Origin of the sequence: Corallococcus macrosporus (assembly GCF_017302985.1) — a bacterium.
In the GTDB taxonomy this organism is placed as follows: Bacteria; Myxococcota; Myxococcia; order Myxococcales; family Myxococcaceae; genus Corallococcus; species Corallococcus macrosporus_A.
This window is the reverse complement of the sequence record NZ_JAFIMU010000007.1, coordinates 1,306,680-1,324,677: the sequence shown is the minus strand read 5'-3', so window position 1 is coordinate 1,324,677 and position 17,998 is coordinate 1,306,680. Positions and strand designations below refer to the sequence as shown.

Annotated in this window: 17 protein-coding genes; 5 read left to right on the top strand and 12 right to left on the bottom strand. The window is 70.0% G+C overall.

What is annotated here, in order from left to right:
* Positions 1-25: 25 nt before the first annotated feature.
* On the bottom strand, positions 26-1,666 hold the full coding sequence (locus tag JYK02_RS17635) for a sigma 54-interacting transcriptional regulator (protein ID WP_207052508.1): 1,641 nt from the start codon (positions 1,664-1,666) through the stop codon (positions 26-28).
* A gap of 213 nt (positions 1,667-1,879) precedes the next feature.
* Here JYK02_RS17635 and JYK02_RS17630 point away from each other — a divergent pair, with 213 nt between their 5' ends.
* Entirely contained in the window at positions 1,880-2,593 is a 714-nt protein-coding gene (locus JYK02_RS17630; RefSeq protein ID WP_207052507.1) for an HAD family hydrolase, read from the top strand.
* On the opposite strand, the gene JYK02_RS17625 is transcribed toward JYK02_RS17630, so the two are convergent.
* Together JYK02_RS17625 and JYK02_RS17620 are read right to left on the bottom strand one after the other, a co-directional pair.
* Complete coding sequence (locus tag JYK02_RS17625; RefSeq protein ID WP_347402516.1) at positions 2,565-3,293, bottom strand: hypothetical protein; 729 nt, start codon at positions 3,291-3,293, stop codon at positions 2,565-2,567. The two genes, JYK02_RS17630 and JYK02_RS17625, sit on opposite strands and share 29 nt — an antisense overlap.
* A gap of 63 nt (positions 3,294-3,356) precedes the next feature.
* Positions 3,357-6,521 (bottom strand): TonB-dependent receptor, encoded by a 3,165-nt coding sequence (locus JYK02_RS17620; protein ID WP_207055169.1) that lies wholly within the window; start codon positions 6,519-6,521, stop codon positions 3,357-3,359.
* A 225-nt stretch (positions 6,522-6,746) separates the two neighbouring features.
* Here JYK02_RS17620 and JYK02_RS17615 point away from each other — a divergent pair, with 225 nt between their 5' ends.
* Both JYK02_RS17615 and JYK02_RS17610 read left to right on the top strand, forming a co-directional pair.
* Entirely contained in the window at positions 6,747-7,004 is a 258-nt protein-coding gene (locus tag JYK02_RS17615; RefSeq protein WP_207052503.1) for a hypothetical protein, read from the top strand.
* Entirely contained in the window at positions 6,986-7,240 is a 255-nt protein-coding gene (locus tag JYK02_RS17610) for a hypothetical protein (RefSeq protein WP_207052502.1), read from the top strand. The genes JYK02_RS17615 and JYK02_RS17610 overlap by 19 nt, the downstream gene beginning before the upstream one ends.
* A 1-nt stretch (position 7,241) precedes the next feature.
* On the opposite strand, the gene JYK02_RS17605 is transcribed toward JYK02_RS17610, so the two are convergent.
* Positions 7,242-7,823: a hypothetical protein gene (locus JYK02_RS17605; protein WP_207055366.1), complete on the bottom strand. Its 582-nt coding sequence runs from the start codon at positions 7,821-7,823 to the stop codon at positions 7,242-7,244.
* A 584-nt stretch (positions 7,824-8,407) separates the two neighbouring features.
* On the opposite strand from JYK02_RS17605, the gene JYK02_RS17600 reads away from it, so the two are divergent.
* Positions 8,408-8,917 carry a hypothetical protein gene (locus tag JYK02_RS17600; protein WP_207052501.1) on the top strand — a complete coding sequence of 170 codons (510 nt, stop codon included), beginning with the start codon at positions 8,408-8,410 and terminating at the stop codon, positions 8,915-8,917.
* Here JYK02_RS17600 and JYK02_RS17595 read toward each other — a convergent pair.
* Genes JYK02_RS17595 through JYK02_RS17565 form a run of 7 tightly spaced genes read right to left on the bottom strand, consistent with a single transcriptional unit; the run spans position 8,914 to position 15,714 of the window.
* Positions 8,914-9,651: an SDR family oxidoreductase gene (locus JYK02_RS17595; protein WP_207052500.1), complete on the bottom strand. Its 738-nt coding sequence runs from the start codon at positions 9,649-9,651 to the stop codon at positions 8,914-8,916. The two genes, JYK02_RS17600 and JYK02_RS17595, sit on opposite strands and share 4 nt — an antisense overlap.
* Positions 9,629-11,020, bottom strand: a complete 1,392-nt coding sequence (locus tag JYK02_RS17590; RefSeq protein ID WP_207052499.1) for an FAD-dependent oxidoreductase — start codon at positions 11,018-11,020, stop codon at positions 9,629-9,631. The genes JYK02_RS17595 and JYK02_RS17590 overlap by 23 nt, the downstream gene beginning before the upstream one ends.
* On the bottom strand, positions 11,007-12,284 hold the full coding sequence (gene kynU, locus JYK02_RS17585) for a kynureninase (protein WP_207052498.1): 1,278 nt from the start codon (positions 12,282-12,284) through the stop codon (positions 11,007-11,009). Before kynU ends, JYK02_RS17590 begins: the two co-directional genes overlap by 14 nt.
* Positions 12,281-13,297, bottom strand: coding sequence for an amidohydrolase family protein (locus JYK02_RS17580; RefSeq protein ID WP_207052497.1), 1,017 nt, complete (start codon positions 13,295-13,297; stop codon positions 12,281-12,283). The genes kynU and JYK02_RS17580 overlap by 4 nt, the downstream gene beginning before the upstream one ends.
* Positions 13,294-13,818 (bottom strand): 3-hydroxyanthranilate 3,4-dioxygenase, encoded by a 525-nt coding sequence (gene nbaC, locus JYK02_RS17575; protein ID WP_207052496.1) that lies wholly within the window; start codon positions 13,816-13,818, stop codon positions 13,294-13,296. Before nbaC ends, JYK02_RS17580 begins: the two co-directional genes overlap by 4 nt.
* 1 nt (position 13,819) lies before the next feature.
* Positions 13,820-14,248, bottom strand: a complete 429-nt coding sequence (locus JYK02_RS17570; RefSeq protein ID WP_014393721.1) for a RidA family protein — start codon at positions 14,246-14,248, stop codon at positions 13,820-13,822.
* A gap of 23 nt (positions 14,249-14,271) precedes the next feature.
* Positions 14,272-15,714 carry an aldehyde dehydrogenase gene (locus JYK02_RS17565; protein ID WP_207052495.1) on the bottom strand — a complete coding sequence of 481 codons (1,443 nt, stop codon included), beginning with the start codon at positions 15,712-15,714 and terminating at the stop codon, positions 14,272-14,274.
* Between the two features lie 185 nt (positions 15,715-15,899).
* Between JYK02_RS17565 and JYK02_RS17560 the strand changes: the two genes are divergently transcribed.
* Complete coding sequence (locus tag JYK02_RS17560; protein WP_207052494.1) at positions 15,900-16,688, top strand: 2-keto-4-pentenoate hydratase; 789 nt, start codon at positions 15,900-15,902, stop codon at positions 16,686-16,688.
* A 3-nt stretch (positions 16,689-16,691) separates the two neighbouring features.
* Here the strand turns inward: JYK02_RS17560 and JYK02_RS17555 are convergent, their stop codons facing one another.
* Entirely contained in the window at positions 16,692-17,834 is a 1,143-nt protein-coding gene (locus tag JYK02_RS17555) for a bestrophin family protein (RefSeq protein ID WP_207052487.1), read from the bottom strand.
* Between the last annotated feature and the right edge of the window lie 164 nt (positions 17,835-17,998).

Below are 17,998 nucleotides of genomic sequence, written 5' to 3'. Positions count from 1 at the left end.
AGGATTTGCAGGCGCCGTACCAGCGTCAGCTCGCTTCCAGCCCCAGCTCCCGCACGCGGCGCTGGAGCGCGCGGCGGGACACCTCCAGCTTCTGCACCATGCGGTCCAGGTCGCCCTCGCACTCATGGAAGCAGCGGGTGATCTCCTCCGGGCTCAGGTCCCGCGCGGTGCGCAACAGTGAGCTCTTGTCGATGAGCACGTACACGGACGAGCGCGGGATGCCCAGCCAGTCCGCCGTGGCCTTCAGGTCCCACGCGCAGGCGCGCAGGGCCTCCAGCACCTCCTGCTCGCTCACGTCCGAGGGCTTGCGCCGCGCGGGGGCGCGGACCTCCGACGGCGCGGGGGTGTCCTCCGAGGCAGGGGAGGGCGCCTGCGCCGTCAGGGGCTGGCCCGGGATGGGCAGCGCGCCTTCGTCCAGCGACTGCTCCAGCCGCGCATCCACGCGCAGCCCGGGCAGGCCCCGGCTTCCAATGACGAGCTGCCGCGCGACGTTGCGAAGCTGGCGCACGTTGCCCGGCCACGCGGCGCGCACCAGCCGCGCGGCGAGCGACGCCGGCAGCCACGGCTCCGCGCGCGCGTCCGAGGAACTCAGCCGCCCCGCCTCGCCCGTGGACTCCAGCTCCTGGCGGGCGAAGTGGAGGAACAGCGGCGCGATGTCCTCGCGGCGCTCGCGCAGCGGCGGCACGGTGATTTCAAAGCCCGCCAGCCGGTGCAGCAGCGGGGCCTTGAAGTGGCCGTCGCGGATGCGCGCCTCCAGGTCCGCGTCCGTGGCGGTGACGAGCCGCACGTCCACGCGCACGGGGGTCTGCGCACCCACGGGGTAGACCTCGCTCGTCTCCAGCACGCGCAGCAGCGCCGCCTGGACCTCCGGGGGCGCCTCCGCCACCTCGTCCAGGAAGAGGGTGCCGCCGTGCGCGGCGCGGAAGAAGCCCTCCCGGTCGCGCGTGGCGCCGGTGAACGAGCCCCGCGTGGCGCCGAACAGCTCGGACGCGATGAGGTCCTTCGACAGGGCGCCCAGGTTGACGCTGACGAAGGGGCCCGCGCGGCGGGGGCTTCGCGCATGAAGCGCGCGCGCCACCAGCTCCTTGCCCGTGCCCGTCTCGCCGCGCACCAGCACGGGGACCTGGAGGTCGGCCACGCGCAGCACGTCCTCCCGCACGCGGATGACGCCCTCGCTGTCGCCCACCATGCCCAGCGCCGCCAGCTCCGCCGGAGCCCCACCGCCGCGCACGGTGGCCTGGTGCAGCAGCAGCGCCACGCGCCCGGCGAGCACCAGCGGCACGCCGGCCATCAGCGCCGCCGCGGGGAACTCGCGCCCGCCGCGCACCGGCTCGCTGCCCACCCACACCGGCGTCCCGCCCTCCGGCACCATCAGCCGCACCCCGCCGCGCTCCCCCGCCTCGAAGCGCACCGGCGTGCGGCTGAGGAACGGGTCCCCCAGGGGCAGCGCCAGCACGCCGCCCGGGCGGCTGAAGTCCGGGGCGTTGCGCGACAGCGCCACCGCGCGCTCACCGGACAGCAGCCCCTCCAGCAACAGCCGCTCCCCGATGCGCTGGGGCTGGGCATGACTGAGAAGCGTCAGCGCCGGCATCACCTGGGCGGCCTGCGAGGGCGTCCCCTGCGTACGGACGGCGGTCGTGGAGAAATCCGTGGAGTTCTTGGTCATCTTGGATCTCTGAGAAAGCCTACAGCAAGCGGCTCCCACCTGGGCCTGACAGGCGGACCCCCTCCTTACCTCCCATCCCCCTGGCCGGGAATCAGTCCCACGGCTGCTCGCACGGTGAGCGGCGACAGTGGGGCCAGAAGCCACGCCCGCGCCCCACCCCGTGAATAGTGTTGAGAGGCGTGCCGTGTGGATCTTCGAGAGAGCCCGACCTTCATGTCCCCATCGACCTCGAACATCACTTCCTTCGGCGCCGTCCTCTTCGACCTGGACGGCGTCGTCATCGACACGACGGAGCTGCACTACCGCGTCTGGGAGGAGTTCGCCCGTGAGCGGGGCTATGTGCCCACACGGGAGGAGCTGCTGGCCACCAACGGCCGGCGGGCTGGAGAGACGCTGCGGGCGTGGTTCGGCCCGGAGCTGGACGACGAGCAGGTGGCCGCGCTCACGGATGACCGCGAGCTGGCGTTCCACCGGCTGCTCGACCACGAGCCGGTGTCCGCCGTCCCTGGCGTGGGCGCCTACCTGCTGTCCCTGAAGCAGGCGGGCGTGCCCTGGGCCCTGGGCACGAGCGCGCTGGCCCAGAACGCGGAGCGGGCCCTGGAGCGCGTGGGGCTGGAGCACCTGTTCCCCGTGCGCGTGACGTCCACGGACGTCGCCCAGGGCAAGCCGGATCCGGAGGTCTACCTCAAGGCCGCCGCCGCGCTGGGCGTGCCACCGCACGCGTGCGTGGTGTTCGAGGACGCGGTGGTGGGGCTGAGGGCCGCGCGGGCCGCGGGCGCGGCGTGTGTCGCCGTCGCCACGTCGTTCCCGCGCGAGGTCCTGGTGCGCGAGCGGCCGGACTGGCTGGTGAAGGACTTCCGGGACCTGCCGCAGGCGCTGCGTCCCGGAAGTCACGGCCTCACGGCGCCGACGGCACCTCACCCGTGAGCACGCAGATGAGCGCGTCCGGGTCGCACTTCACGGGGAACAGCGGGTTGATGCCGGAGCCGCGCAGCCGTCCCGCGTCGTAGTCCGCGTACGGGTCGCACAGCGTGTCGTCCGGCAGCTTCGTCTTGGTGTTCTGGCACTTCACCACCGGCCAGATGCCCTTCACGGCGTACTCGGCGGCGCAGCCGTTCTCCGTGTAGACGAGGTCCGCGGTGAACTGCGTGCCCGGAATCTCCGGCGTGTTGTAGATGCGCAGGTTGCTCCACGCATAGCCGTAGTCCTGCGCGGGCAGCGCGCCGCCGTCGGGCGCCTGGCCCGCGGCCACCTCCAGGTGCGTGGGCGTGAGCTCCGGCACCGAGCAGAAGTGGTCCGCCCCCGGCGTCACGGACGCGAAGGGGCCCACCGCCGTGGCGGAGTCCTTCGACGCGTCCGACAGCCGGGACGCGAAGTCCTCCAGCAGCTTGCCCAGCCGTGCGCTGCGCACGCCCACGGTGTCGGGCGCGGCCGGGTCCGGGCTGAAGAACTTCTGCAGGCCCAGCGGCTCCGGCTTGAGCCGCGCGCAGACGGTGTCCGGGTTCTGCCCGGGCTTGAGCTGGTAGCTCGCGGCGAACGAGCCGGTGGAGCCGTCCGACACGGCGCGCGCCACCACGCACTCGGCTTCCGGTTCGCTGCCGCACGCGCCCACGGCGACGGCCGCCACGGCGATTCCTGCACTCACTGCCATCCAACGAAGCTTCATCGCGGGGGTCCTCATGGCGGTGGCCTAGAAGCTGAGCTTCGCGCCCAGGCGGATGGAGCGCGGGGCCTGGTAGGCGGTGGGCCGCTTGAAGTTGGGGTTGATGTCCGTCACGGCGATGGGCAGCCCCGTGGCGGTGGAGATGACCTTGCAGTTGGGGTTGTTCGCGGTGAGGCAGGCGGTGAGGTCGTCCGGCTTGCCGCCCTGCTCGATGGCGTACACGCGCGCGGTGCTGAAGGTCTGGTCCACGTCCGTGTACTGCTGGAAGTTGAAGAGGTTGAACACGTCCAGGGACACCGTGAGGACGTAGTCCTTCACCAGCCGCTGGTTGACGCCCACGTGCCCGTCCACGCCGTGCACCCAGGGCAGCCGGCCCGCGCTGCCGCGCGGCAGGATGAACGTCTCCGAACCGCTGCGGCGCGGGTGCGCGCCCAGGTAGTTGAGCGGCGTGCCGGAGCGGGCGCGGTAGTTGCCGCCCACGTTGATGCTGGTGCGCGACCCCAGCATGAACTCCTTCGCGGCGAACACCTTGAACGCGTGCGTGCGGTCCCCGGGCAGCTGGCCCTCGCGGTTGATGGTGAGCGACACCAGGTCGAAGTCGCGCGTGAGGTTGGGGGACAGCTGGCCGGTGTCCGCGCGGAACAGGCCGGAGTAGTTCCCGCGCAGCGTGGACCAGGTGTAGCTGGCCTGGGCCAGCCAGCCGCTGGTGAAGGCACGCTGGAAGTAGACGTTGACCGCGTCGTACTCGCGCTTCGCCAGCGGGAAGTCCGTCGAGTAGCCCTTGCCCGGGTTGCCCAGGAAGAAGGTGCTGCCGTCGTCGCGGCTCATGTCCTCGATGACGTCGTTGAGGTAGCGCCGGGTGTACGTGGCGCCCACGCGGCTCGCGGCGAACAGCTCGTACTCACCGCCCACCACGAACTCGTCCGCGGACTGCGCGCGGATCTTGGGGTCCACCGGCACGCGGTCACCGCCCTGCGCGTCCCAGAGCTGGTTGGGGCTCTCGCGGTTGCCAATGGGCTGTCGGTTCGCGTCCAGCGTGCAGTCCACCAGCAGCGAGCCCTCGCGCGACGGGTTGCACGGGGGCGCGTCGTAGGTGGCGGACAGCAGCTGCTGCTGCGGGAAGGACAGGTCCGCCATGTCCAGGGGGACGTTCTCGAAGAAGCGCGCGTAGTTGGCGAAGACCTTGGCGCGCCCGCTCTGCGTCGGGTCGTAGATGACGCCCAGGCGCGGGGACCACTGGTTGGGCAGGTGCAGGCCCACCTCGCCGTCCAGGCCGTAGAGCGTCTGCACGTCGTAGCGCAGGCCCACGTTGACGGTGACCTTGTCCAGCACGGACCAGCTGTCCTGGATGAAGCCGCCCACGGTGGTGGACGTGGAGGTGCCCTCCTTGTTGTCCAGGAACACCGGCTGGTCCGGGCCCTCCAGGTAGCCGTACTGGTTGAGGCTGAAGAAGCAGTCGCCGCCGGTGCACTCCTGCCAGGGCGTGAGGCCCGTGCGCGCGCGGTTGTTGTAGAAGCTCATGCGCTCGATGTCCGCGCCGGCCTTGAGGATGTGGTGGCCCAGGGCCTCCAGCAGGTACGTGCCCATCACCTTGCCCTGCACGCGGTCCAGCCGCTGGATGCTGATGGTGCCGGGGCCGCCGGTGGAGTAGGCCGTCACCGGACAGCGCAGCCGCTGCTCCTCGGGCGTGCTGCCACAGTCGTTCGCGTTCGGGAGCGTCTCGAACTCGTTGATGGTGTGGGGGCCCGGGTTGCGGGTGCGGCGCCAGGCGATGTTGGACTTCGCGGACAGGCCCTCGCCGGAGCCCAGGCCCGAGCCGTCCGACGGGAGGATGGAGTCCGCCTGGTGGTGCCAGCCGAGCGTCGCGTCCACGAGCAGCTTCTTGTCGAAGAAGGACGAGGCCTGCTTCGCCACGATGTCCATGGCGCTGTTGCTGCGGCGGGTGGCGATGGCCTCATACGCGCCCTGCACGTAGCTGGTGCACGACAGGCTGGAGCACACCTCCGGCTCGCCGTCGTCGCTGAAGGAGTACTTGCCGCTGCCGCCGGACGAGCGCGGCGTGCCGAACACGGACACGGACAGGCTGTGGTCCGGGTTGAAGTTGTAGGTGAGCTTGCCCAGGTACTGCACGCTGCGCTCGTCCGCGAAGCGGGACACGCGGCTGCCTTCGATGGGGGACACCTGGGAGAAGCCGGTGGTGGGGTCCTTGCGGCGCGCGCCCACGGCGGTGCAGCCGTTGGCGGGGTCCACCTCCGAGCACAGCTCGTAGCTGCTGAGCTGGCGGTCCACCTGGATGCGATTGAAGGACGGCGCGACGCCCACGTAGAACCAGAGCTTGTCCTTGAGCAGCGGGCCGCCCAGGTCGAAGCCGAAGTCGCCCAGGTTGTGGGCGCTGCCCTGCGCGGAGATGACGCTGCCCTCGCGGAGGATTTCCTTGCCGGACGTCTGGAACGCGCCGGGCGCGTAGTTCGCGAACACGGAGCCGTGGAACTCGTTGGAGCCGGACTTGGTGACGACGTTGAGCACGCCGCCGGTGGAGCGGCCGTACTCCGGCATGTAGCCGCCGGTGATGATGTTGACCTCCTTGACGAACTCCACGGACAGGGGCGTGCCCAGGGTGCCCACGCCGGGGTCGTTCACGGACAGGCCGTCCACCACGTACTGGCTCTCCGGGGACGAGCTGCCGCTGATGCTCACGCCGTAGCGGTCCTCGGTGGCGCCGGGGGCCAGCTCGGCCAGGCCCTCGAAGGAGCGGGACGCGGAGCCCTTGGTGCCGGGGCGGATGACGGCGATGTTGCGGATGAACTCCTGGTCCACGGTGACGCCCGCGGCGCTGGAGCCCACGTCCACGCTGGGCGGCGAGCCGACGACCGTGTAGTCGATGTTCATCGTGTCCGGGACCAGCTCCGCGTTGAAGCGGATGGTGCGGTCGATGCGCAGCAGGATGTCCGGCCGGGCGTAGGGCGTGAAGCCGTTCGCGTCGAAGCGGAGCATGTACGTGCCCGGCGGCAGTTGAGGGATGCGGTACAGGCCGCTCTTGTCGGTGAGGACGGTGCGCTCGCCCTGCAACTGGGGCGAGGTCGCGGTGACGACCACGTCCGCCAGGGCCCGCCGGTCATCCGCGCTGATGACCGTCCCGGTGATGACCGAGTTGCCCTGGGCCCACGCCCCGGCTCCCCACAACACGACCATGAGCCACAGCCCACGGATGAAACAGATTCGTCTGAGCACGTCCGCGCCCCTCCGGCGAAGGGGGCGAACTTTGTCGCAAAACGTGAGAAATCCGCCAGCCCAAATCAAAAAGGGCTTGCCGCCAGAGCGGAAAACGCCCGACCCGCTGCGTCAGCGGACTGTGTCGGCACGGAGGGGCAGGGGCGGGGTGGTCCTGGACGGGGTGGCTTTGTCACGCTGCGCAGAATGACTTCACGACTCGTCCTGTTCGCGGCCCTGCTCTCCTGTGCTGTCGCACTCATGGCGTGCGCCCTGGCGGGGCTGCGCGGCGTGGGTGGGGCGTTCGTGCTGGGACTGGTGCCGGCCGCGGCTTTGCTGGGGCTGCTCATCGCGGTCCGCCAGCAGGTGTCTCAATGGCGGCGGCAGGGAGTGTTCCAGCTCTCCTCGGGGGCCTGGTGGAGCGGATCGATTGGTGGAGGGCTGCTGTGGCCCTCTGGGCGGTGATGCAGGTCTTCGCGTACTTCTCCACGCCGGCGACCTGCGGCAAGGGCGGCTGTGCGCTGCTCATCTTCTACGTGCCCGCGGCCTTCGTGGCCGGGCTGCTGCTGGGGATGCTGGTGTCGTCCGCGGTGCTGGGGGCGGTCGGCATGGTGAAGGGCTTGAAGCCGGTGGCCGTGCAGGGCGTGCTCGCGGGCACGGCCGTCTTCGGGTTCGTGCTCTTCATGCTGCTGGGGGGCTGAGTCAGAGGATGTTCCCGGGTTCCGAAGTGAAGAGTGCGTGGAAGAGCGTGGTCTCCGGCGGCTTCATGAGGTTGACGTAGAGCGGAACAGGCGTCTGCGCGACTTCAAGAGGCAGCGCGGTGGCGCCGAACTCGGCTTCGATGTGCCGGGCGACCGTGTCCGTGATGCCTTGCAGTTCCAGTGGGATGGGGCCGAGGAAGGCCTTCGCACTGCGGAGCTGATTCCCCAGGTACTCCTTGCGGACGCAGTGCACCGTGTAGACCGGGGCCAGGATGCTGAGATACCCGGCGACCACCCATACCTTCTGGGGACGGCGCATGATCTTCTCGTGGTGGGGATAGACGAGCGCGCCGAAGCTGGGGTTCGCCAGGCCCGGCGCGTAGTCCCAGACATCGCAGCTGGGGATCGCTTCGCGAAGCTTCCTGACGAAGGCTCCCCAATGAGGCCTTTCCTTGGTCTTCTCAGCCCAGAGTGCCTCGTAACGGAGGTCTTCGGGAGAGGGATCCTGACGGAAGCGATAGGCTTCGTCGGCACCCCAGTAGAGACGAGCAATCGTGAGCAACTCCTCGGCTGAAGGTGTCATGGCTTCTGGATCCGAGGCCGTACAGGTGTGGTCTCCGCGTGGCACGCCTGATTCACCCGCGAGCCCTCAATGGCTCCGCCGAGCGCAAGCGAGAATGCATCCCTGAACTCGGTGCATGCCAATCCAAGCGCCGTGACCGGAGCGGTAGAGCTGAATACTGTTTGGGCTGCCAGGTTCGCGCAGTCCGCTGAGATGCGCTGGGCCAGATCCAGCGGGATGTCGCCAAAACGTGTGGAATGCACAGGCATCCCAACACCCAGTGTGCATCTGAAGACCTCCCCCGTGTCACGCCGTAGCGGAACATGAAGACAGGCCTCCCGCCAGCCTCCGGCTCCTGGTTCCGTCTTGCTCACGACCGTAACGAACCGGAAGTGCCGGGGCTGGAGGCTTCCCTCCACCACGGTTCCACTGCCTGTCGCGCAGCCCGTGAGCAGCCCCAGGCATACCGCCCGCTTTATCGCGTCCATGGCCTTCCCCCCGGAAGGCCACCGACGTCACTGCAAGGCACTCTCAACGCTCCATCGTCTCAGGGGATGGGCTGTCCGATGAGAGACGCGGCGGAACCGGCATATAAACAGCCCTTGATGACCTCACGTCTCGCGCTCTTCGCGGCCCTGATTCTTGGCTCCGTCCTCTTCGGTCTGTCGATGCTGGCGGCGGCGCTCAGCCGCGGTGCCGCGCTCCCGGTGTCCCTGGGGCTGGGCCTGGTGCTGCTGGTCTTCGTCATCGTCACCTTGCGCCGTGCGCCGCGCTGGCGGACCGAGGGCACCTTCACGCTCTCCGGAGCGGCCTGGCGGTGGCTGTCGTTGGCGGTGGCACTGCTCTCGGGGCTTGGCACGACGGCTGTCGTCCTCGACGAACTCCACCTGCCACTGCCAATCGGCGAGTGCCTGGGCTCGAGCTGCGAGGTGTCCTACGCGATTGCACCGCTCGTGTTCGTGGCCAGCTTCCTCGGCGGATGGCTCCTGTCCGCGGCGCTGCTGGGCGCCTACGGACTGCTGCGAGCCATCTCTTCGAAGGCCGTGTGGGGCATCGTTGTCTCCGTGCCCGTCCTCACGTTCCTGGTCGTGCTGGCGGTGTTCGCCGGGTCCTAGAAACCCTTCAGCGCTCCACCGTCACAGGCGATGGACTGGCCGCTGATGTACGCGGCCGGCTCCGACGCGAGGAACGTCACCAGCGCCGCGAACTCCTCCGGCCTTCCCAGCCGCCTCGCGGGGATGTTCGGCGCGACCTTCTCGTCCGACAGGCCCAGGTCCTTCATCCGGTCCGTCGCATGGTAGCCCGGCAGCGCCGCGTTCACCGTGATGCCGTAGGGCGCCACTTCATTGCTCAGGCTCTTCACCAGCCCCAGCAACCCCGCGCGCAGGCCGTTGGACACCGTGAGGTTGTTCATCGCCTCGCGCGCCGCCGTGGACGTCACCAGCACGATGCGGCCCCAGCCCTGCGCCTTCATGCCCGGCAGCGCTTCTTGAATCGCATCCACCGTGGCCAGCCACAGGCTCTGGAACCCGGTCTGCCATTGCTCCACCGTGATGGCCTCGAAGCCTCCGGACGGCGGGCCTCCCGCGTTCACCACCAGCACGTCCAGGCCGCCCAGCTTCTGCGTCACCTCGCGCACCAGCCCGCGCGCGGCCCCGGCTTGGGTCAAATCACACGGGACCGCGAGCGCCGCGCCCAGCTCCTTCGCCGCCTTCTCGAGCTTCTCCCCGCCTCGCGAGGACACCGCCACCGTCGCGCGCTCCTTCACCAGCGTGTCCGCGATGGCGCGCCCCAGCCCCGATGACGCACCCGTCACCAGCGCCCGCCTACCCTTCAAGCCGAAATCCATCCGCGTGCTCCTCCATGAAAGGGGTCAGCCGGCCGCGAATCAGCTTCGCCGCCCGGTCCAGGTCCACGTCCTCCGGACGCTTCAGGTCCTTCGCCAGCTCGGACACGATGCCGCCCGCGATGGCGCCCACGCCGTACGCCAGCCGGTAGGGCACGCGGCTGAAGCTCACCAGCGTGTAGCGGCTGACGAACTCGCCCGGGAAGGCGTTGAGCAGCACCTTCTCCACGCCCTTCTCCAAGAGGAAGCGCGGATCCGCCGTGCTGTCGCGCATCTCGATGAAGTTCTCCACCGCCATGTCCGCGATGGCGTCCGCGTTCGTCTTGCGCAGCCGCTCGAACTCGCGGAACGCCTGGCCCAGGTCCGGCTGCTTCGCCAGGAGCGCGTCCAGCGCCACGCAGTCCTCGAAGCCGCAGTTCATCCCCTGCCCGTAGAACGGCACGATGGCGTGCGCCGCGTCACCCAGGAGCAGCGTGCGCCCGCCCGCGTGCCATGGCGCGCACTTCACCGTCACCATGTGCCCGGTGGGCCGGGAGAAGAACTCCTCCACCAGCCCGGGAATCAGCGCCTTCGCGTCCGGGAACTGCTCCTGGAAGAACGCCTCCAGCGCCTCGGGCGTCTGGAGCGACGCGAAGCTCACCGGTCCCTCCCACGGCAGGAACAGCGTGCAGGTGAAGCTGCCGTCTTCATTGGGCAGCGCGATGAGCATGTACGTGCCGCGCGGCCAGATGTGCAGCGCGTGCTTCTCCATCTGGAAGCGCCCGCCCTCGCCCGGCGGAATGGTCAGCTCCTTGTAGCCGTGCCCCAGCGTCTCCGAGTCCGCCCGGAAGTCCGGCTGGGATTGCAGCGCCTGCCGCACCGCCGAGCCGGAGCCATCCGTGCCGAACACCACCGCGTCGCGCAGCTCGCGCGTCTCGCCCGTGGCCTCGTCCAGCACGGTGAGCGCCCCCGCGGCCGGATCCGCGTGCGTCACGCGCTGGCGGAAGCGGATGGACACGCGGCCCGTCTCTTCCGCGCGCGTCATCAGGAACTTGTTCAGCCAGCCGCGCGACAGGGAGTTGATGTGCTGCGAGTCGTCCTTGCCATACGGCTGGAAGGCCAGCTCGCCCTTCACCGGGTGGATGACCCGCCCGCGCATGGGGATGGCGTGCTTCAGCGCCTCCTCCTCCAGGCCCACCTGCCGCAGGGCGTGCAGGCCGCGCGTGGAGATGGCCAGGTTGATGGAGCGCCCCGCGTCCAGCGTCTCGCGGCGCATGTCCGGCCGGCGCTCCAGCACCTCCACCGTGTGGCCCCGGCGGGCCAGGTACAGCGCCAGGAGCGAGCCCACGAGGCCCGCTCCCACCACCGTCAGCTTCGACTCATTCGAGGGCATGGGCTTCCAGCGCCTTCACGAAGCGGAAGACGTCCAGGTAGGTGTTGTAGAGGGGCGCGGGCGCGGCGCGGATGATGTCCGGCTCGCGGAAGTCGCAGATGATTCCGGCCGCGGCCAGCCGGTGCAGCAGCCGCTTCGGCTCGCCCTTGAAGCGCAGGGACAGCTGCGCGCCGCGCTGCTTCAGGTCGCGCGGCGTGGTGATGGTGACGAACCCCGCGGGCAGCCGGTCCAGCAGGAACTCCATGTAGCCCGTGAGCTGGTCGCTCTTGGCGCGCAGGGCCGCCATGGTCGCCTTGTCGAACAGCTCCAGCGACGAGCGCAGCGCCGCCAACTGGAAGATGGGCGGGTTGGACAGCTGCCACCCCTCCGCGCCCGGCAGCGGGTCGAACGTCGGGCCCATCTCGAAGCGCGTGGCCTTGTTGTGGCCCCACCAGCCCTCGAAGCGCGGCAGCTCCGGGGAGTGCGCGTGCCGCTCGTGCACGAACACGCCGCCCAGGCTGCCCGGTCCGCCGTTGAGGTACTTGTACGAGCACCACACCGCGAAGTCCGGCCCGTCGTCGTGCAGCGACAGCTTCAGGTTGCCCGCGCCGTGCGCCAGGTCGAAGCCCACCTTGCAGCCCTGCGCGTGCGCCACGCGCGTGATCTCGCGCAGGTCGAACGCCTGGCCGGTGAGGTAGTTCACGCTGCCCAGCATGACGAGCGCGATCTCCTTCCCGTGCCGCTCGATGGTCTCGAGGATGTCCTCGGGGCGCAGCGTGTCCTCGCCCTCGCGGGGCGTCAGCCGGAGGATGGCCTCCTTCGGGTCGTAGCCGTGGAAGCGCGCCTGCGACGCCACCGCGTACTGGTCCGACGGGAAGGCGCCGCCTTCGATGAGGATTTTGAAGCGCTCGCGCGTGGGCCGGTAGAACGACACCATCATCAGGTGCAGGTTCACCGACAGGGTGTTCATCACCACGACTTCCACGGGCTGCGCGCCCACGACGCGCGCCACCTGCTCCGTGAGCAGCTCGTGGTAGGGCAGCCACGGGTGGCGGCCGTGCACGTGGCCCTCCACGCCCAGCCGCTCCCAGTCCTCCATCTCCATCTGCACGTACTTGCGCGCCTTGCGCGGCTGCAATCCCAGCGAGTTGCCCGCCAGGTAGATGGTCGGCGCGCCGGATGCGGCCGGGGGAAAGAGGAACTCGTCGCGCAGGGGGCGCAGCGGATCCTTCGCATCCAGGCCGTAGGCGAACGCGTCGGTGTTCTCGTAGACAGGGGCCGTCATGGTGCGAAGTCCTCGTGCGAGCGCCCCAGCCACTCCAGGGCGTTGCGGTAGAGCAGTTGCTCGCGCACGGAAGGCGCCAGGTCCGTCAGCGACTCGATGAGCGTGCCGGGCCGCTCCTCGCCCAGCGGGAAGGGGTAGTCACTGCCCAGCGCGACCTTGTCCGCGCCGAACAGCTTCACGATGGCGCGCAGCGTCTCCGCGTCATGCACCAGCGAGTCCACCCAGAACCGTCCCAGGTAGTCGCGCGGCGCGACCTTGTTGTCCACCGCCACCAGGTCCGGGCGCACCTCGAAGCCGTGCTGGATGCGGCCCAGCGTGCCGGGGAACGCGCCGCCGCCGTGCGCGAAGGCGAGCCGCAGCTTCGGCAGCCGCTCCATCACCCCGCCGAAGATGAGCGAGCAGATGGCCAGCGACACCTCCGCCGGCATCCCCACCAGCCACGGCAGCCAGTACTTCGTCATCTTCGCCTCACCCATCATGTCCCACGGGTGCACGAAGACGGCCGCGCCCAGGTCGCTCGCGGCCTGGAAGAAGGGGAAGAGGGCCGGGTCGGAGAGGTTCAGGTCGTTGACGTGGCTGCCAATCTGCACGCCCGCGAACCCGAGCGTGCGCACGCAGCGCTCCAATTCCTTGACCGCCAGGTCGGTGGATTGGAGCGGCACCGTGCCCAGCCCCACGAAGCGCTTCGGCGCGGAGGCCACCGCGCCGGCCAGGTGGTCGTTGAGGAAGCGCGCCACCTCCAGGCCGTCCTGCGGCTTGGCCCAGTAGCTGAACAGCACCGGCACCGTGGACAGCACCTGCACCTGGACGCCGTGCGCGTCGCACTCCGTCACGCGCTGCTTCGGGTCCCAGCAGTTGCTTTCAATCTCGCGGAAGAACTTCCCGTCATCCCGCAGCATCCGCGCGCGGCAGGGCGCGTGGTGGTCCAGCGTGATGAAGCCGCCGTAGCCGAAGCGCTCGGCGAAGCGGGGAAACTCCGGGGGGAGCAGGTGCGTGTGGATGTCGACCTTCACTTGGGCGCACCACCCCGCGCCACCTTCGTGCCGCACTTCTTGCACGTGCAGTTGTCGGGGTTGCCATAGAAGTGCTCGAACACCGGCGGCAGCTGCGTCACCAGATTCGTGACGTGCAGCGATTCCTCATAGAGCTTCTCGCCGCACTTCGGGCACAGCCACAGGAAGGAGTCCAGCTCCTGCGGCTGGCGGCGGCGCTCCAGCACCAGCCCGATGGTGTTGGGGGGCCGCTGCGGCGAGTGCGGCACCTTGGGCGGCAGGAGGAAGATTTCGCCCTCGCGGATGGGGACGTCCTGCACCTGCCCCTCGTCGATGACGCGCAGGGTGATGTCGCCCTCCAGCTGGTAGAAGAACTCCTCGCCCTCGTTGACGTGGAAGTCCGTGCGCGAGTTGGGCCCGCCCACCACGGTGACCATGAAGTCCCGGTCCGCCCAGACCTGCTGGTTGCCCACGGGCGGCTTGAGCAGGTGGCGGTGCTCGTCGATCCACTTCTTGAAGTTGATGGGGGTCAGTCGTCCCATGTCACTCGTCTCCAATGGTGGCGATGCACTTCAGTTCGATGGCGATGGGCGTGGGCAGCGCGTTGATTTCGAGCGTGGTGCGGCACGGCGGGTTGTCCTTGAAGTACTCCGCCCACAGCCGGTTGTACGTGGGGAAGTCCCGCTTCATGTCCGTGAGGTACACCGTCACGTCCACCAGCCGCTCCCACGAGGAGCCCGCGTCCTCCAGGATGTAGCGCACGTTGCGGAACACGGAGTGGCACTGCGTCTCGATGTCGTAGGAGACGATGTTGCCCGCCGCGTCCAGCTCCACGCCCGGGATGGCCTTGCTGCCGCGCTCGCGCGGGCCCACGCCGGAGAGGAACAGGAGGTTTCCCACCCGGCGCGCGTGGGGGTAGAGCCCCACCGGCTCCGGGGCCTTCTTCGAGTCGATCCGCTCGCCAGCGCTCACGTGGAGGTCACTCCTTGGGGGTTTCAGAGCTTGATGCAGACGTTCTTGGGCTCGGTGAAGAAGCGCAGCGCGTCCCAGCCGCCCTCGCGGCCCACGCCGGACTCCTTCACCCCTCCGAACGGCGTGCGCAGGTCGCGCAGCATCCAGGTGTTCACCCAGACGATGCCGCTGTGCAGCCGGGACGCGAAGCGGTGCGCGCGCGTCAGGTCCTTCGTCCACACGCTGCCCGCCAGCCCGTAGCGCGTGGAGTTGGCCCACGACAGCACCTCCTCCTCGTCATCGAAGGGCATCAGCGTGGCCACCGGGCCGAAGATCTCCTCCTGGTTCGTGCGGCACGTGGGCGCCAGGCCCTCCACCAGCGTGGGCTCGATGAACCAGCCGTTCGCGCAGCGGCCGGGCACGCTCGCGCGCTGGCCGCCGGTGAGGATGTGGCCGCCCTCCTGCTTCGCGAGCGCGATGTAGCCCATCACCTTCTCGAAGTGCTCGCGCGACACGAGCGCGCCCTGGTCCGTGCCCTCCACCAGCGGGTCGCCCACCTTGAGGGCCTTCGTGCGAGCGACGAGCGCTTCCTTGAAGCGCGGGTACAGCGAGCGCTGCACGAAGATGCGCGGGCCGCACAGGCAGATCTGCCCCTGGTTGGCGAAGGACGAGCGCAGCGTGGTGGCCAGCGCCTCGTCGAAGTCGCAGTCCGCGAAGATGACGTTGGGGTTCTTGCCGCCCATCTCCAGCGACAGCTTCTTGAACGCGGGCGCGGCCACGCGGGCGATCTCCGCGCCGGTGCGCGTGCTGCCGGTGAAGGAGATGGCGCTCACTTCCGGGTGGCGCGTGAGCGGCCCGCCGACGTGCGGACCCAGGCCGTGCACCAGGTTGAGCACGCCCGGCGGCAGGCCCGCGTCGCGGCACACCTGGGACAGGAGGTAGGCCGTCATCGGCGTGACTTCCGACGGCTTGGCCACCACGCAGTTGCCGGCCGCCAGCGCGGGGGCGATCTTCCACGTGAGCAGGTACAGCGGCAGGTTCCACGGCGAGATGCAGCCCACCACGCCCAGCGGCGAGCGCAGCGTGTAGTTGAGCGCCACGCCGTCCATGGGGTGCGCTTCGCTGGAGAACTGCGTCGCCGCGTCCGCGAAGAACTCGAAGTTGAGCACGCTGCGCGGGATGTCCACCGTGCGGGCCACCGCCAGCGGCTTGCCCGTGTCGATGGACTCCGCCCGCGCGAAGGCGTCCAGGCGCTCGTGGATGAGCCCGGCGATGCGGCGCAGGTAGCGCGAGCGCTCGTTGGCCGGCAGGGCGGACCATGCGGGGAAGGCGCGGCCCGCGGCCTCCACGGCGGATTGCACGTCCTCCTCGCGCGAGTCCGGCACGTGCGCGTAGAGCTGGCCCGTTGCGGGCTCCGGCTTGTCCAGCCACTGGCCGCCCGCCGCGGGCACCAGCTCGCCACCGATGTAGTTGAGGACCTTCTCCAAGGCAGCGCCCTCCTGAGGGAGACGCGGCAATGTATGTCGCGGCCGTCCAGCGCCTCCAGGATTCCGAACGGCGGACGTCGGATGGCGCTCGCTTGCGCGGCCGTCCGGCGCCCGGCGTCTCCGGGACCCGCTCCACCGGTGAATCCTTGGTGGAATTGCGGGCCGGGCATGGAAAAGATTCGCGCATGACCTCGACTGTGGACGTGGCGGCCCTGGCAGGAATCCTGGACGCGGCGCGGCGCGAGCGCCGTGAGGTGCCGCCCCTGACACACGCGCACCCGCAGCTGAGCGTGCCGGACGGCTACGCGGTGCAGGCGGAGGGCATCCGGCTGCGCGAGGCCCAGGGCGAGCGGGTGGTGGGCCTGAAGATGGGCTTCACGTCGGAGGCCAAGCGCAAGCAGATGAACCTGGGCTCGCCCATCTTCGGCGTGCTCACGGACCGGATGCGCGTGCAGCCGGGCGGCGTCATCCGCGTGGGCGCGGGCATCCACCCGCGCATCGAGCCCGAAATCGCCTTCCGCACGTCGAAGGAGCTCAAGGGCACCGTGACGCGCGACCAGGTGCTGGACGCGTGCGAGGCCGTCTTCGCGGCGATGGAGGTGCTGGACTCGCGCTTCGTGGGCTTCAAGTACTTCAGCCTGCCGGACGTGGTGGCGGACAACGCGTCCTCGTCGCTGTTCGTGCCGGGCACGCTGGAGCGCGCCCCGCGCGAGCTGGACCTGACGAAGCTCCAGATGCGCATGGAGGTGAACGGCAAGGTGGAGGGCGAGGCGCGCTCGGACGCCATCTCCGGTGACCCGGTGGTGTCCCTCATCCAGTTGTGCGCGCTGCTCGCGGAGCGCGGCCAGGTGCTGCCCGCGGGGAGCCTGGTGCTGTCGGGCGCGGCCACCGCGGCCTACCTGATGAAGCCCGGTGACCACGTGCGGCTCACCGTGGACGGGCTGGGCACGGTGGAGGTCACGGCGGCGGACTAGTTCTCAGTACAGCAGGCCGTCCTTCGGCTGGACGGGCGGCGGCAGCCCGGACTCGCCCAGCATCTGCCGCAGGTTGATCTCGATGGTGCGGCAGAGCGCCGTCATGGGCGTGTCGCTGACGCCGTCCTCGAAGGGGTTCTCCACGTCGCGGCCCACCGCGTCCAGGGCGATGAAGAGGAACGCGATGATGGCGGTGACCAGCGGCGTGAGCACGCCCAGGTCCGCGACGACGCCCAGGGGCAGCATGGTGAGGTAGGCGCGCACCATGGCGTGCGGGAGGATGTCGTACTGGCGGGGCAGGGGCGTGTTCTTGATGCGCTCGCACGCGCCCAGGAAGTTGGTCAGCTCGGTGAGCGTCTCGTCCATCGACACGCGCATGTAGACCTTCTCCGGATGCTCGATGTCGCTGTAGACGCGGCGCATGCGCACGCCCATCCACAGGACGATGGCGGCGGGCACGTTCTGCTCGTCGCGCAGGGCCTCCAGCACGGACGGCCGGAAGAACGGCGTGATTTCCGGGAAGGGGTCCTGCCGCCGCAGGTGGCAGCGGAGCGCGTTCACGAAGCCCACCTGCGCGTAGACCAGCTCGCGCGCGTCCTCGGTGATGCCCCCGAACATGCCGGTGATGCCCCGGGGGGACTCCACGGCCGGGTGGATGAACGTGGCCAGGTTCGCGCGCGGGACGTTCCCGCGCAGGTCGCGCGCGTGGCCCAGTTGGTCGCGCACCGCGCCGTCACCCACCTGGGACCAGGCGGGCGCCAGCGCGGGACCCTCCGGCTGCACGGCCACCTGCACCAGGCGGGACGCGGCGGAGGGCGTCTCCGGCGTCCCGTCGCTGCGCTGCGCCCGGGGCGCGGGCAGGAAGGTGAGCACCTGCCGGGCGAGCGTCCGCGACGCGTTCACCAGCCCGCCCCAGATGGTGCGCGCCTCCCACCAGCGCTCGTAGGCGGAGTTGTTGCGGAAGCCGAGCAGCACGCCCAGGGCCGCGGCCAGCAGCGTCACCGGCAGCGCCGGCACCGACAGCCACCTGGCGTCCAGCACCTCGTAGCCCAGGGAGATGGCCAGCGCGATGACGATGTGCACGACGACGGGGCGCCCCGTGTAGCGGAGGATGATCCGCCAGGACAGCATCCGACCGACGATCATCTGCGGGGGCCTCGCTCGCGTCGCGCGTGCTGCGTGAGAAGCCGGATGTAGTGATGCCCCCGCGCCGGGGCAATGCAGCGCGTTACCTTCACGTCCACCGTCCGGCCGGAACCTCTTCCGCACGCCGGGTGAGCGTGCGGAACCGGACGGATGGACGCCGGGGC